Annotated in this window: 15 protein-coding genes and 2 pseudogenes; 12 read left to right on the top strand and 5 right to left on the bottom strand. The window is 37.3% G+C overall.

The genetic code is table 11. The features are described 5' to 3' along the window. Positions 1–124: 124 nt before the first annotated feature. Together ACX27_RS28375 and ACX27_RS28370 are read left to right on the top strand one after the other, a co-directional pair. A complete protein-coding gene (locus ACX27_RS28375) occupies positions 125–1627 on the top strand; it encodes an NADH-quinone oxidoreductase subunit M (RefSeq protein WP_062297456.1) in 1503 nt (500 codons plus the stop codon). A gap of 96 nt (positions 1628–1723) precedes the next feature. Next, a complete protein-coding gene (locus ACX27_RS28370) occupies positions 1724–3049 on the top strand; it encodes a CO2 hydration protein (protein ID WP_062297454.1) in 1326 nt (441 codons plus the stop codon). 267 nt (positions 3050–3316) lie between these two features. Here the strand turns inward: ACX27_RS28370 and ACX27_RS28365 are convergent. After that, positions 3317–3562 (bottom strand): annotated as a pseudogene (locus tag ACX27_RS28365) (succinylglutamate desuccinylase/aspartoacylase domain-containing protein); the annotation flags it as partial. Positions 3563–3567: 5 nt separating this feature from the next. Beyond that, positions 3568–4601: pseudogene (locus ACX27_RS32070) on the bottom strand (IS630 family transposase). Positions 4602–4762: 161 nt separating this feature from the next. On the opposite strand from ACX27_RS32070, the gene ACX27_RS28350 reads away from it, so the two are divergent. The 10 genes from ACX27_RS28350 (at position 4763) to ACX27_RS28315 (ending at position 11715) form a co-directional block, all read left to right on the top strand. Next, positions 4763–5404 (top strand): hypothetical protein, encoded by a 642-nt coding sequence (locus tag ACX27_RS28350; protein WP_062297451.1) that lies wholly within the window; start codon positions 4763–4765, stop codon positions 5402–5404. A gap of 34 nt (positions 5405–5438) precedes the next feature. Further along, positions 5439–6305 (top strand): glycosyltransferase family protein, encoded by an 867-nt coding sequence (locus ACX27_RS28345; RefSeq protein WP_235526411.1) that lies wholly within the window; start codon positions 5439–5441, stop codon positions 6303–6305. Then, the gene (locus ACX27_RS34520) at positions 6190–6657 is read left to right on the top strand and encodes a glycosyltransferase family 4 protein (protein ID WP_235526700.1); all 468 of its coding nucleotides are present in this window, start codon (positions 6190–6192) and stop codon (positions 6655–6657) included. Before ACX27_RS28345 ends, ACX27_RS34520 begins: the two co-directional genes overlap by 116 nt. 40 nt (positions 6658–6697) lie before the next feature. Then, positions 6698–7849: a glycosyltransferase gene (locus ACX27_RS28340; protein ID WP_062298625.1), complete on the top strand. Its 1152-nt coding sequence runs from the start codon at positions 6698–6700 to the stop codon at positions 7847–7849. 83 nt (positions 7850–7932) lie between these two features. Then, positions 7933–8625 carry a glycosyltransferase gene (locus ACX27_RS33075; RefSeq protein ID WP_062297449.1) on the top strand — a complete coding sequence of 231 codons (693 nt, stop codon included), beginning with the start codon at positions 7933–7935 and terminating at the stop codon, positions 8623–8625. After that, complete coding sequence (locus tag ACX27_RS33070; RefSeq protein WP_062297448.1) at positions 8618–9157, top strand: glycosyltransferase; 540 nt, start codon at positions 8618–8620, stop codon at positions 9155–9157. Before ACX27_RS33075 ends, ACX27_RS33070 begins: the two co-directional genes overlap by 8 nt. A 12-nt stretch (positions 9158–9169) precedes the next feature. Next, a complete protein-coding gene (locus tag ACX27_RS28325) occupies positions 9170–10030 on the top strand; it encodes a glycosyltransferase family 4 protein (protein ID WP_250635680.1) in 861 nt (286 codons plus the stop codon). Positions 10031–10034: 4 nt separating this feature from the next. Beyond that, complete coding sequence (locus tag ACX27_RS34705; protein WP_418006462.1) at positions 10035–10295, top strand: glycosyltransferase; 261 nt, start codon at positions 10035–10037, stop codon at positions 10293–10295. Between the two features lie 42 nt (positions 10296–10337). Next, positions 10338–11123, top strand: a complete 786-nt coding sequence (locus tag ACX27_RS28320; protein ID WP_062297446.1) for a glycosyltransferase family 2 protein — start codon at positions 10338–10340, stop codon at positions 11121–11123. A gap of 34 nt (positions 11124–11157) precedes the next feature. Then, complete coding sequence (locus ACX27_RS28315; RefSeq protein ID WP_062297444.1) at positions 11158–11715, top strand: YdcF family protein; 558 nt, start codon at positions 11158–11160, stop codon at positions 11713–11715. Positions 11716–11870: 155 nt separating this feature from the next. On the opposite strand, the gene hpsJ-A is transcribed toward ACX27_RS28315, so the two are convergent. The 3 genes from hpsJ-A to crtA are packed head-to-tail and all read right to left on the bottom strand — an operon-like array spanning position 11871 to position 14212. Continuing rightward, entirely contained in the window at positions 11871–12653 is a 783-nt protein-coding gene (hpsJ-A, locus tag ACX27_RS28310; protein ID WP_200929880.1) for an HpsJ-like protein, cyanoexosortase A-associated, read from the bottom strand. A gap of 42 nt (positions 12654–12695) precedes the next feature. Beyond that, on the bottom strand, positions 12696–13358 hold the full coding sequence (locus ACX27_RS28305) for a cyanoexosortase A system-associated protein (protein ID WP_062297443.1): 663 nt from the start codon (positions 13356–13358) through the stop codon (positions 12696–12698). Next, positions 13358–14212, bottom strand: a complete 855-nt coding sequence (gene crtA, locus ACX27_RS28300) for a cyanoexosortase A (protein ID WP_062297441.1) — start codon at positions 14210–14212, stop codon at positions 13358–13360. Before crtA ends, ACX27_RS28305 begins: the two co-directional genes overlap by 1 nt. Positions 14213–14663: the final 451 nt, after the last annotated feature.

Below are 14663 nucleotides of genomic sequence, written 5' to 3'. Positions count from 1 at the left end.
CTTGTAATTTCTTGTTGCTTCCCTAGTTCTCTACTAATCATCTGCACGGCAGTTGCTTCAACGGGGGAAACCCCCGCAACTCACTTTCTCTTCCATCTGCGTTCATCGGCGGTTAAAAACTCCCATGCTAAGTGTTTTAATTTGGGCACCAATTATCGCTTCCGTAATTATTGGGTTTTGGCCTAACAATGCCATCCAACCAAATCGCTTGCGCTTGGTATCCCTCACCTTCTCCGGGTTAATCCTGCTGTGGAATTTATTCATCCTCTTGAAATTTGATTTAACTACACCAGGGATGCAGTTTCAAGAATATTTACCTTGGAACGAAACCCTTGGTTTAAGTTATCAATTAGGGGTGGATGGGCTATCCATATTAATGTTGATTTTAAATAGCCTCCTGACTTGGATTGCTATTTACAGCAGCAGCAAAGATACAGAACGCCCCCGCTTATTTTATTCAATGATTTTGTTAGTAAGTGGCGGTGTTGCTGGGGCATTCCTCGCTGAAAACTTACTATTGTTCTTCCTGTTCTACGAATTAGAATTAATCCCCTTCTATTTATTAATTTCAATTTGGGGCGGTGAAAAACGAGCTTACGCAGGAATTAAATTTCTGATTTACACTGCGGTTTCCGGCGCATTAATTTTAGCCACCTTCTTAGGTATGGTATGGCTAACAGGTTCCACAAGCTTTGCCTTTGATGCTGTTTCTACTCAAACCCTCTCGGCTGGAATGCAACTGCTGTTACTAGCAGGAATCATCCTGGGTTTTGGTATCAAAATTCCTTTGGTTCCCTTCCACACTTGGCTACCCGATGCTTATGTAGAAGCTTCCGCACCCATCGCTATTTTATTAGGTGGTGTGTTGGCAAAACTGGGAACCTACGGTTTATTGCGGTTTGGTATGGGGATGTTTCCCAACGCTTGGAGTATTGTGGCACCAACCTTGGCAATTTGGGGAGCAATTAGCGCGATTTATGGGGCAGTAATTGCGATCGCCCAAAAAGATATCAAGCGGATGGTAGCATACAGTTCTATTGGTCACATGGGCTATGTATTGCTTGCCAGTGCTGCTAGTAACGCCCTCGCCTTAGTCGGTGCAGTTTCCCAAATGTTTAGTCACGGCATCATCCTTGCCATTCTCTTCCATTTGGTAGGAGTCGTGGAAGCCAAAGCCGGCACACGGGAGTTAGATAAACTCAACGGTTTAATGAGTCCAATTCGTGGCATACCTTTAATTAGTGCCTTACTCGTATTAAGTGGCATGGCTAGTGCAGGTATTCCCGGTTTAACAGGATTTATCGCTGAATTTATCGTTTTTCAGGGCAGTTTCTCTATCTTTCCCATCCCGACAATATTATGTGTCGTCGCCAGTGGTTTGACTGCTGTATATTTCGTCATCCTACTGAACCGCACCTGTTTTGGCAAACTCGACAATGATTTAGCCTACTATCCTAAAGTGTTGTGGTCTGAAAAAATGCCAGCCCTAATTTTGGCAGCCTTAATCATCTTTTTGGGAGTCCAACCTACTTGGTTAGTGCGCTGGAGTGAAACCACAACTACAGCAATGGTAGCGACAATTCCCCCGGCGGAAAAAACCGTAAATTCTCAAGTTGCGTTGAAATAAAGTTTGTCCTTTGTCCTTTGTCATTTGTATTTACAAAGGACGAATGACTAATGACTTATTAGCTTAAAAAAATACATTTAACATCTAGGAAACAACATGGTACAGACTCCTGAAAAATCTGTGAATACTAAATTACCGCCTTCTTGCCATGAATTTGCCGAAGTAATTCATCGTTTAGAAGCAGGTGGTTCAATGCTACCAGACACGCCAGAAAATTTGATGCAAATTATCGGTATTTATAAGGCTTATGCTGTACCGATGGATTTTTACTGGCGTGACTTATTATATATAGCTGAACAAGTATTTTTAGAGCCATTTGCATTTTTTAAATACTTCTTACCAAAAGAGTATTTAGACCTTCATAATCATTACGCTGGCGATACTGCTGATTTAAGAATTTGGCGCGGTGAAGCAACAGCCCACCCTGAACTTTTGGCATTTATGGAAAAGGGTGAAACCTTGAAAATGCCAAATTTATTGCATCACTTATTCCACGATCGCATCAATATGGAATTTGCGGAAGCTTGTATGCGGGCAATGCTTTGGCATAGACACATGTATGCGCCAGTCAATCAATTTGATGCTTATCTCGATTCCGAAGAATACAAAGCCAACGCCGACAGGGCAATTAAAGCCTACTTCCAAGGCAACCCTGTAATGCTGGGACTGTACAAACTGTTTCCTGATATGTTTTTGGAACAGTGCCGCCAAATGTCCTACTACTCTAACCTCGGCTTATTCTGGGAAGTCATGGCCCCAGTGTTCTTTGAAATGTCCGACATTTACGACGAAGGCGGGTTTAAAGGCGTACCTGATGCAATGAACTTTTTGGTGAATGGCATATTTGCGATCGCCGGTCGTCCGATTTACCATCATGTTTATATCCGTGGCGAATGCTACGAAATCATCCCCAAATCAAAAGGCTTCACTTGGTTGTATGAAGCAGCATTACCCTACGTTGAAGCTGTATTCTACCGCACCGCCCCCTTTAGAGGCACAAAATCTTACAACGCCCAAGCAGGACAAGTCCCTGATGACCAAAAAGATTTCCACTACGGCATTCTCTACGCCGATGTCTTTCCTGTAGGTACTGCTGGTATTCCACCCACATTATTAATGCAAGATATGTTGCACTTCTTACCACAATATCTTGTTGATTATTACAAACAACATTGCCGTGGTGAAGACGATATGTTGATTCAGTTGGGTATTAGTTTCCAACGCTCAATGTATAACGTGACTTCTGCCGTAATTCAAGCTTTACGCACTGCACTTTTATATCCCTTAGATGACCCTAATCCTAAACATTTGCAAGCCAATCGTGAGTTTTTTGAACAGCAATTAAATCGCTTTACTCGTGCTGATTATAATATGCGCGATGCAGCCCGTCTGCGGAATATTCAAACCCCAGATTATCGTTAGTTAAATTTCCTTTCACTGCATTTCGACTACTTCACCTCTCTGAACAAGGGAGGTTTTTTATGTAAATAAAATTAAACTAGATTTCTCACCTATTATGCTTGCGATTAAATGTATCATCATGCTGTTTTAGAATATGTTTCGGAAGTTTTTGACAGCAGTATGAAAAATCTAAGTGTAATTGCAGAATTGCGCGGATATATGAAATTTCACTGTTAAAACTCTTGCTCTTTGCGCCTTTGTGCCTTTGCGTGAGACTTAAAATTTATGTTAAATTTGTGTGGTTTTCTTCTGTGTTAAACACATCGCAATTCCCTTTTCATAATATGCAGCTTCGTTGATGAAAATAGGGTAAACTGTGGATGTGCCTTGATAAGCGATCGCTTTCCCTTCAAAGGTTAAAAATATCGGTTCACCAGGGTTAAGTGGCTCATAATCTCGAAACTGAAGTTGGGGGTGAATCATTGCTTGAATTTCTCCATCTTCGTTTCTTGGATAATCAATAACTTCTGTATATAGGACTAATATTTGATTTTTGAAAAAGCTCCGTACATCTGAAGAGTGGGAAAATCAAAGGTAGTGTGACGGATAAACCATTCAAACATCCATTTTAAATGAGAAAATGAAGGGAGCAAAGCACAAAAACGTCGAACCCAGGTTTTGGCTTGCAACCAAACATCCTCAATAGGGTTTTGTGTTGGACAATTAGGAGCAAAACGAACGCAGTGTATTTTCCACTGGTCAGTTGAAAGTCCTTTATTCAGTTCATCCAAAAAATTCTTAATTTCTTGAGAACGATGGTAACTAGCACCATCCCAAAAAATTAATAATTGCTGATTAGGAGACTCATCTAGCAAATAACGTAGATAATCAATCGTATTTTGGGAATTTCCAGCATCATAAGTTTTAAGTATTAATTCTCCTTGAAGATAGTCAATGGCTCCATAATATGTTTGTTTCTCTCGTTCATTGACCACCGGAACCATAATTTCTTGGTCTGTTTTACCCCATATATAACCACTTAAGTCTCCCCACATTAAATGACATTCATCAATCAGTAGCACTCTTAATTTACCTGTTTCAATTTCGCTCCGGTTGTTTTCCAACAATGTTTCAATCTCTTTTTTTTGCATCAACAGCATCTGGGTCGGCTTTTGGGTTAACTTTTCGTGTTTTTTTTTCCAACTTATTCCTGCTGCTTTAAAACAAATCGTAGTAACTTTTTTTTCGTTTCGTAAACTACATCGTATTCAAAAGCTAGTTTATACTCTAATTCTCCTATTTCCCAATAATCCTTTGTTTGAAGCCAACTCAATACTTCCTCTCGCTGCTCATTACTCAAATAGCTTTTTCTTCCTTTATAATTTAGTCTTAGACCATCAACACCATTCTCCTCATATACTTGTTTCCAACCTGTTATTGAACCAAGTGAAACACCAAGAATTTTCTTGATTTCCTCATATAAGTAACCTTGATAAACCAGCTTTACTGCTAATCCTTTTCTCGCTTCACGGGCATTTATATTTTGAACTATAAATTCCTCTAGTTCAGCGATCGCCTGCTGCAAGTGCTGATTCAGCATTGTTCTTCCTTATACTTATTACCTGTCTCCGTATTATCTCTTGTTTTTTTTCAAAAATCAAATATGATTCCTATATAATACCGATTATTATAGTCCTAGTATGCGTTTCTTTACTCCACTATGGCAAGGGTGAAATGAGACATAAATACTGGGGTACTACACAGTATTATCTTCAACCCTGGGAATATCCTACTAGATATGCTGAATGGATAGGTTATTCACTAGACTATGTTAATAAGCATAATGATCAGGAGAATTTATCTAATAAAGAAGAAAAATCTTCATTCTTTGAGCGTGCTAGTGTAGTTCAAATGCTACTTTTAGCTCAAAAGAAAAGCCCATATCCTATCCCATATATGTATGGACAGACATATTCAATATTACCAGAGTTGATAGTCCCACGAATATTTAACCCTAATAAGATTAGGTCGCACGAAGGTACAAGTTTGTTAAATATACATTATAAACTTCAAACGCGCGAACAGAGTTTAGCAACTACTATTGGCTGGGGTTTACTAGCAGAATCATACGCGAATTTTGGATTAATGGGTTGTGGCGGATTGGCAATCATACTAGGTGCAGCCTATGGAAAAGCTACTCGTTGGAGTATTAATGCACCAATTCTTTCAGTTCAGTCTTTATTTGCTGTCATGATGATGTCCTTTGCATTTCAATCAGAATATTCTGCTGGAGTATATGTTGCTGCTTTATCTCAATCAAGTACAGTTCTAACTGGCATCGCACTTTTTTTTAATGAAGAAACAGCGAGTTCCTAGTTATAGTTTTCAGGGAAGAAGAATGCTTTAAATCATGAATAAAACTAAATTAGCCATTATTACTTCTCATCCAATACAGTATTATGCTCCTTGGTTTCGCTATCTAGCTCATGATGATCATTTACAAATTAAAGTGTTTTATTTGTGGGATTTTGGTGTCACCCAAAAGCTTGATGCCGGATTCCAACAAGTTTTGCAGTGGGATATCCCCTTACTAGATGGATATAAATATGAGTTTGTACCAAACTTTAGTTCTAAACCAGGAGTTAGTCATTTTTGGGGGTTACAAAATCCATCTTTAATCTCACAGGTAAAAGCTTATAATCCTAATGCAGTGTTGTTGATGAATTATAACTATGCCAGCATCTATAACTTTTTATTGCATTGGGACTCCCGTAGAATACCGTTACTATTTCGGGGTGATTCACATCGCCTATTAAGACCTACTGGAATTAAAGCATGGGCGCGTCAGCAATTTATTACCCAAATTTATCGGCGTTTTGCTGGTTGTCTATATGTAGGAAAAGCCAATTATGAATATTTTAAATATCACGGTGTACCCAGTAATCATCTATTTTTCTCTCCCCATGCTGTAGATAATGATCGCTTTTTTTCTCAAGCTGCTCATGCTAAACAGCAAGCAATAATTTGGAAGCAGGAATTAGGCATACCATCAGATCATGCAGTAATTGCATTTGCTGGTAAGTTTGAACCCAAGAAACGTCCTTTAGATTTACTACAAGCTTTTTTTAATTGCGAACTTATCTCAAGTTTCCTTACTATTCATTGGTGGAGGTTCTTTAGAAACAGACTTAAAAGCAACCGCCGCAAAACACGCAAATATCTACTTTGCGCCTTTTCAAAATCAAACTTTGATGCCTCGTACTTATGCAATTGCTGATTTATTCGTGTTACCTAGTTACGGTACTTCAGAAACTTGGGGACTAGCGATTAATGAAGGAATGTGCTTGTCTTGCCCAGTAATTGTCAGCAGTCATGTAGGTTGCGCTCAAGATTTGATTTATCCGCAACGCAATGGGCTTGTGTTTCCAGCTGGTGATGTGTCAGCTTTAGCTGCTAGTCTGCAAGAAGCATTTTCTGATCGTCAGCGTTTGCAACAATGGGGCGAGGAAAGTCAAAAAATTGTTTCTCAGTACAGTTATACTCAGGCAAGTCAGGGTTTAAAACAAGCATTAGACTATGTAATTTCATCTATCACGCCAAGTGAAAGTCAGGTAAAGCTAGTTATTTAAACAAAATAATATAATATCCTACGCAATTTTCCCAAAAGTGATTAAACAGCCCTCTAGCAAAAGTAAATACCACTTTCATCTTTGGTTTCCTGCCCTATTCAACTCAACAGGGGGGATTCAGCGTTACTCTTCTTTGTGTTTAACAGCATTTCAAAGTCTTTACCCTGATTGTGTCTACGATATTGTGATTAAACATGATACAGGCGTACCACCAAAATCAGCTAATTTATGTTTTCATACGGCTGGTAATTGGCCTTTAGCCTTACGTACTCCAGCCCTTGCGGCTCAAATGATTGGTCTTGGGCTTCAGCAACGTCCCAAATTGATTTTTTCCACCCATCCCAACTTTAGTGTTACTGCTAACTTGTTGAAAAAGTTAATAGGCATTCCCTACTGGGTTGCAGCACATGGTATTGATGCTTGGGATATCCAAAATCCCCTAGTTAAGAAAGCCCTAGAAAATGCTGACTTGATTTTAGCCGTAAGTAGCTATACGCGCGATCGCCTTTTGCAAGAACAAAAACTACAGCCAGAGAAAGTTGTAGTTCTACCCAATACCTTCAATGCTGATAATTTTCAAATTGCACCTAAGCCGGATCATCTCCTCAAACAATATGGCTTAAATCCTCAGCAACCAGTTATTCTTACTGTTACCCGTCTTTCCCAATCACCACAAAGGTGTAAGGGCTATGACAAAATTTTGCAAGCTTTGCCTCAAATTCGTCAAGCTATTCCCGATGTGCATTATGTTTTAGTGGGGGAAGGAAATGACCGCGCCAGAATTGAACAGTTAATAGTCAAACTACAACTCCAAGACTGTGTAACCTTAGCTGGCTATATCCCTGATCAAGAACTGCGGGATTATTATAATCTTTGTGATCTTTTTGCCATGCCCAGTAAGGGTGAAGGCTTTGGCATAGTTCACCTAGAAGCTATGGCCTGTGGTAAACCTACTCTGGGAGGTAATCAGGATGGAGCAGTTGATGCTCTTTGCCAAGGAGAATTAGGCGCACTGGTTGACCCAGATAATATAGAAGTGATCGCTCAAACTATAATTCAAATATTACGAGGGGAATATCCTAATTCCCTTATGTACCAACCAGAAGAATTAAGAAATAGAGTAATTACCAAATTTGGTTTTGACCACTTTCAAGAGAGCATTGGTTATTACTTTGAAAAACAGTTTAAATAAATAATATTTTATATTCCTCTAATTTATTAGAACAACAAATATTTTATAATTAGTCATAATAGCTGAAAAGCAACAAAAATTATATGCTGTTGCAGCCTAAAATAGTAATTAATCAACCTCGAATTTGCCAAGTAGTGGCCAGCATTAACGAGAATGTCGGTGGACCTGCTTACTCTATCACAAATCTAGCAAAAGCTTTATCTCAAAACAATATATATTCACACTTATTCACTCTCGATTATCAATTAAATGGGCGACAACTTCCTGTTGAAAGTGTAGAATTACATAGTCTAATTGCTAAAAAACTAGCAATATATGTCAGAGGATGGCAACCATCAGCTAGTAATTATCTGACACAACTAGCATCACAAGAATTAGACCTAATTCATAATCATGGATTATGGATGTTTCCCAATCTTTATGCTCGCAAGGCGGCAGTTCGTAACAAAATACCTCTAGTTATTTCTCCTAGAGGTATGGTAGAATCATGGTCATTAAACAATAGCTGGTATAAAAAATGGCCTGCTTGGTTGTTATACGAGAAGCACAATTTAGATAATGCTACTGCTTTTCATGCAACCTCGGCTGAAGAAGTTCAGTCTATTCGCAACTTAGGATATAAACAACCAGTCGCGCTAATTCCCAATGGTGTTAGCATCCCTACAACTAATGAACAAGCTAATAGACAAGTATTAGCCGGAATATTTCCTGAACTAGCACAAAAAAAAATGGTTGCTGTTCCTCTCAAGAATCCATCCGAAGAAAGGCTTGGATAACTTACTATACGTGTGGCAATCTTTAGCTAATTCCTTTCCAGATTGGCATCTAATTATTGCAGGTGCAGACTTAATTGGCTATCAGGCAGAGTTACAACTGTTAGTTGAAAGGTTCAATTTGAGGCAACAGGTAACTTTTACTGGTATGCTTTCTGGGCAATTGAAATATTCTGCCCTGACTAATGCTGATTTATTTGTATTGCCTACTCACTCAGAAAATTTTGGCATTGCGATCGCCGAATCTTTAGCTTACGGTGTGCCTGTTGTGACAACTAAGGGCGCACCTTGGCAGGAATTAGAAACCCATAACTGTGGTTGGTGGATAGAAGATAACCAGCAAGCATTAGCGATCGCCTTAACTGAAGCAATGAAACTGTCTGCTGTGGAGAGACAAAAAATGGGTGATAGAGGCAGAAATTTAGTACAAACTAAATACTCTTGGAACTCAGTAGCCAAGCAGATGGCTGATTTTTATTACTGGATTCTCGGTGGTGGTGAACCGCCTAATTGTGTTCATCTTTATCAGTTTTAGGGAGACATCAGTATGATTATTACTATTGCTACAGGGCCTTGGTTTCCCCTTCCTGCCATACAAGGAGGGGCGCATCATCGTCTCTGGCAAGGTTTAGCAGAAGAATTTGCTGCCGCAGGCCATGATGTAACTATTCTATGTCGTTCCTATCCAGGGCAACCTCCAACAGAAACAATCAATGGTGTGCAATACATACGTCGGGGTGGATTTCCCCAAAGTACAAATATCTGGCTTGACCTGTTGAAAGATTTAGTTTATGCTCTTCTGACTTTTCCCACATTACCAAAATCAAACATATTAGTCATCAACGATTTTTGGTTGCCTGTATTTGCTCCTCTGCGGTTTGGTGTTGGCAAAATTGTTATTAGTGTTGGTCGATTTCCTAAAGGACAGTACCGTTTATATGCTTATGCACATCGCTTTATCGTACTATCAAAAGCACTTTATGAAGGTATTGCCAAACAATATCCTGATGCTATTCCTCGCATAAAAATTATTCCTAATCCTGTTGACACACACATATTTTCTCCACCTACTCTACCAAGACAAGACACAGGAGAGAAAGTAATATTATATGTGGGTAGAATTCATCCAGAAAAAGGAATTCATTTACTATTAGAGGCATTTTCGATTATATCACAGCAAATATCTCAAGTCAGACTCAGGATTATTGGCCCTATAAAAAGTAGTCAAGGTGGTGGTGGGGAAAAATATTTTAATCAATTGCAACTACAATCAAAATCTCTGAAAGTAGAATTTTTAAACCCAATTTTTGATACAAAAAAAATTGGCAGATATATATCGAGATGCAGATTTGTTTTGCTATCCTTCATTAGCAGAAAAAGGAGAAGCATTTCCAATCGCACCTCTTGAAGCAATGGCAACTGGTCTAGTTCCAATAGTATCTAATTTATCTTGTTTTCAAGATTATATCCAAGATGGAGAAACAGGTTATTTCTTTAATCATCGTGGTAACGATGCAGCACAAAATTTAGCAGCAGTTTTTACCCATGTCATTCAAAACCCAGAAAAAATATCTTATATGAGTATGAAAGCCATTCAAAAAGCATCGGAATATAGATATGAGAAAGTTGCTGATTTATATCTTGCTGATTTTAAGCTTTTATTGAAAAAATAATTAAATTTTACGCAATTGAACAAAATACAATTTAATATATAAATGTTAACAAAAATTACTCCCTTAATACTTACTTATAATGAAGCCCCAAATATTGATCGCACGCTGCAACATCTTAGCTGGGCTAAAACAATTATAGTTATTGATAGCTATAGCACAGACAAAACTTTGAACATATTATCTTGCTATCCCCAAGTTAAAGTTTTTCAAAGAAAATTTGATACTCACGCTCAACAGTGGAACTTCGGGTTAGAGCAAGTGGAATCTCAATGGGTACTTTCTTTAGATGCAGACTATATCGTTACAGATGAACTAATTACGGAAATTGCATCTTTGCCAACAAATGGAACAGTAAATGGCTATGCTGCCAGGTTTAAGTATTGCATTTTTGGTAACCCGTTGAGAGGGACAATACTTCCCCCACGCCAAGTTTTATTTCGTAAAGATAAAGCAATATATATAGATGATGGACACACTCAACTTTTGCAACTAACTGGCAAGTCTGATATGCTGTCCAATTATATACATCACGATGATCGCAAGCCCTTGAGTCGTTGGCTATGGGCGCAGGATCGTTATATGGTGATTGAAAGCAAAAAATTACTGGAAACGCCTGCTAGTGAACTGAGTTTAGGCGATCGCATCCGCAAACAAAAAGTTCTAGCTCCCTTCATCATCTTATTTTATTGCCTGATTCTTAAAGGTGGAATCTGGGACGGCTGGCCTGGTTGGTACTATGCTTTTCAACGAATGTTAGCCGAAATATTGTTATCTATTCGTTTAATTGAGTTGGAAAAATTACACAATAAATCAACTGGAATAGACTAATCTTGCCAGCATCCTCCAAGCATTTAGTCCTGTTATGAAATTGTTAGCTTATCGACTCCAAAAAATTTGGATGTTTTTTCTGGCAGGTATGATTCTTGCTTTGCTACTTACGATACCGATAAAACTAGCGATCGCATATTACCAAACTCCCAAACCCCAAGCTATCTTAACTCTTGGTGGTGGTTCAAACCGAGAAGAATTTACTGCTTTATTTGCCCAATATTATCCAGATATGAAAATTTGGGTTTCTTCGGGTAAACCGCTACACAAAGCAAGGGCAATTTTTCACACCGCAGGTATTGTTGATAGTCGTCTTTATCTTGACTACCGTGCTAAGGATACTGTGACTAACTTTACTACCTTAGTTGATGTTTTCCACCAACAGCAGATACAACACCTATTCCTAATTACTTCTGAATTTCATATGCCTAGGGTCAAGGCGATCGCTACTATCATCCTTGGTAGTCGAGGTATTGCCTTTACTCCCGTCCCCATACAATCTCAGCCAACAGAACTAGAATCGGTTTTTCGCATTCTTCGTGATATTGCTCGCTCTCTCATGTGGATAATTACAGGTTATACAGGTGCATAAGGTTAACCTGAGTATTATTTGTTGAATTCATAGCACATCTTTATAAATACTAAAAAAATGAAACCCACGTATGAGTTTCATCTTTTTGTCATAAATCTTTTTAACCAAGGCTAGATATAAAGTACTTAGCCATCAAAAATTTACTTCTTATTTAACTACGCTGATTTTTTTCTAGCCCAGCGTGTTTCCTTCCAAATCAGAATAAACAAAACTGCGGATATTAACGCTCCTATATTCCATCTTACAGAGTTTTTCAATAAATTGAACGTTACAGAAGACTGATTTGTTTCCTTTTGAGTTTTGAGTTGTTGCTTGGTTTGATTGAGTTGTGAAAGAATTTGATTTTTAACATCTTCAGGACTTCTACCATTTAATGAACCACCTTGGCGCTTAATTAAATTATCTATGTCTGTGGGTGAAGTTTTATTTAGTTGCTCTTCAACCTGATTAGCTTGAGACAGTCTTTGTTCATAGCCAGTCTTAATTTGCTCAAGGTTAGTGTTATACAAACGTATTGTGTTAACCACGCCTAAAGGAATTAGCAGCAAGTATAACAATGCAACTAACAAACTTAAACGAGATAATAATGCCAAAATACCTGATTCCCATCTGGCTCTTTTGGCTAACTTACCAGAAAAGACAAAAAGTAATCCAATTAATGGTATTCCCACTTGGTTTACCAACCTTCCCATAGTTTGGAATTCCCAAGTAGGATTCATGAAGCTTGGTGGCACAAAAATATCAATTAAGTCTAAAAATGCCAACAACAGCATACCGTAGCCAAGAAAACGCCAAAGATTAACTAGTTCTAGCAGAGGTTGTATATTCCCTACCAGTTTACTTAGTTTGGTGAATTCTAACTCAACAAATTCACGGATGTCTGTTTCACGAGCATTAGATTCACTAGTATTAGATTCACGAATGTTTGTTTCAGCCATAATTAAAAGGTAAATGAATTACAAAAGTAAAGTTATTAAAATTCAAGGTTTAGGAAATCGAGGTTGCCACCACTGATACCAAGAAAACCAAGCTTTTTCTAGTGTTTGGTAGGCTTCTTCAGGGGAAGACTTTTCTAAAGGAATTGATAAATATACCCATAAACAGCGTTTGTCTAAAAGGGCTTCTTGTCCTAGTAAGATTGGTATTAAACGATTCAAACTGATATCTTGAGAAATGCGATTTTCTCTAAACTGCGCGTGAGTGAAGGTGCTACCCCCTCGTGGATTAATACAACTACTAAGATAAGCTTTTTGTTTATCTATCCCTAGTCCGTAGTATCCAATTCCTTCTTGCTGACGCACTAAGGTAGAATATTTTATACCAAGATTGCGTTGAATGTATGCACCAATATCTGCATAATAGAAATTTTGTAAATAACGCATCTCAATATCCAATGATAAATCATTTTTAACGTATCTATAATGTTTTTTAGCTAATAAATCTGGGTTTTGCTGAGTTTTCGTTAAAGATTTTATTGGCGTAGCAAAACTAGTTTGCCATTGCGCTAAAGGTACTTCTTCAGGAAAGGCAAATGTATGAGTTTGTTCTTTACTTGGAGGGAAGAAAATTGATTTTCCCGCAACTAATATCCCTACACTGAAGATGAAAGCTAAAAATTGAATGCGGTTTTCTTTCCAAAACATTACTTTGAGTAATTGATAGAATTTTTACTTTCGTTCTCATTCCTACTTAGTAAAAACCAGCAGAAACAACATAAAAATAGACTAGCCACTATAGAAAATATTAAAGAACCATCTCCAAGATGCCAATATTCAAAAGCTTCCTTATCTCCCTGCGCTACTAAAATAGCCATTAATGCAACTCTAAATCCATTAACCACAAATCCTAAGCAGGCAGCTACTATAGGTATCATAATTTTTTGCTGCCAGCTGAGATTGAACAAATAAATAAATAGTACTGCTAAACTTAATAAATCTATAATTAAATCAATTCCAGAACATGCAGAATATACTTCTACACTTCCAGTTGGTAGATGTATCATAACACCTGAACGATTGACCTTAAAACCTGTATACCAAAGAATAACTGTAGAGAATTTAGCTGTGACTATAGTCAAATCTAACTTATTCATAATCATAAAATTACGTATAGTTAGAAATCCTAATAACCACAACTCTCTTTTATACTGCTTTAATCCTCTATAACCAGAAGCTAACAGGGCAGTACCAAAACCAGATAGTAAAGGTGGAAATAAAAATAAAAAACCAATGTTAATTTGAAAAAAACTGTAAACAAATACTAAGCCTATCAACAGTGTACCTGTAATACTAGATAATATACTGCTTTCTAGGTTTAATTGATGCCGTTTTTCTTTCAGTAATAAATAAAGAGTTGTCAAGAATAAAATATATACATAAAAATTAGTTGGGTGGTTAACCCTGCTGACTAAGTTTAAATTAATAGCGATTAGGGTTCCACCAATTCCTATTAACCATATTTCAACATTTTTTATTGAGATTGATAACCTGTTTTGCATATTTTTTATTTAATTGAGATTGAACGTCAAGTTTAGGATTTTTAAATTTGCATCACAATTTTATAAGATTATTTTTAATTTAAATATAATGAAAATTTTTTAATAAAAACAACTCTGCACTATAACAATCCTCAAATATATGTAAACATAATATCTCTCTTGTCTTTGTTTTTCAGCCTCTCAAATATAACTGCTATAGAAGCAACTAATAATATTAATTAAAAGTAGTATTGTTTAGCCCTAGAAAATCTGACGAAATAAGAAATATATTAAATATATTAAGCACTTAATTATCATCCCTAACCCAAAATCAATTCTTATAAATTGAGTTAGATATTCATTAAAATTATATCCTCAATTTAGCTCAATTTAGTTAGTAAGTTAGGTATGAACTCAATTGTGAATTTCAACAGTTGTATCTATTTAACTTTCACTATTAGACCAAGACAGG

Source organism: Nostoc piscinale CENA21, assembly GCF_001298445.1.
Classification (GTDB): Bacteria; Cyanobacteriota; Cyanobacteriia; order Cyanobacteriales; family Nostocaceae; genus Nostoc_B; species Nostoc_B piscinale_A.
The sequence above is the reverse complement of the archived record's forward strand: the minus strand, read 5'-3'. Positions and strand labels throughout refer to the sequence as shown.

Bases quoted from the DNA above. Each gene is read 5' to 3' on its own strand.
- ACX27_RS28325 (WP_250635680.1), top strand. From the start codon at position 9,170: ATGATTATTACTATTGCTACAGGGCCTTGGTTTCCCCTTCCTGCCATA.
- ACX27_RS28320 (WP_062297446.1), top strand. From the start codon at position 10,338: ATGTTAACAAAAATTACTCCCTTAATACTTACTTATAATGAAGCCCCA.
- hpsJ-A (WP_200929880.1), bottom strand. From the start codon at position 12,653: ATGGCTGAAACAAACATTCGTGAATCTAATACTAGTGAATCTAATGCT.
- ACX27_RS28315 (WP_062297444.1), top strand. From the start codon at position 11,158: ATGAAATTGTTAGCTTATCGACTCCAAAAAATTTGGATGTTTTTTCTG.
- ACX27_RS28350 (WP_062297451.1), top strand. From the start codon at position 4,763: ATGAGACATAAATACTGGGGTACTACACAGTATTATCTTCAACCCTGG.
- ACX27_RS28375 (WP_062297456.1), top strand. From the start codon at position 125: ATGCTAAGTGTTTTAATTTGGGCACCAATTATCGCTTCCGTAATTATT.
- crtA (WP_062297441.1), bottom strand. From the start codon at position 14,212: ATGCAAAACAGGTTATCAATCTCAATAAAAAATGTTGAAATATGGTTA.
- ACX27_RS28370 (WP_062297454.1), top strand. From the start codon at position 1,724: ATGGTACAGACTCCTGAAAAATCTGTGAATACTAAATTACCGCCTTCT.
- ACX27_RS28305 (WP_062297443.1), bottom strand. From the start codon at position 13,358: ATGTTTTGGAAAGAAAACCGCATTCAATTTTTAGCTTTCATCTTCAGT.
- ACX27_RS33075 (WP_062297449.1), top strand. From the start codon at position 7,933: ATGCTGTTGCAGCCTAAAATAGTAATTAATCAACCTCGAATTTGCCAA.
- ACX27_RS34705 (WP_418006462.1), top strand. From the start codon at position 10,035: ATGGCAACTGGTCTAGTTCCAATAGTATCTAATTTATCTTGTTTTCAA.
- ACX27_RS28345 (WP_235526411.1), top strand. From the start codon at position 5,439: ATGAATAAAACTAAATTAGCCATTATTACTTCTCATCCAATACAGTAT.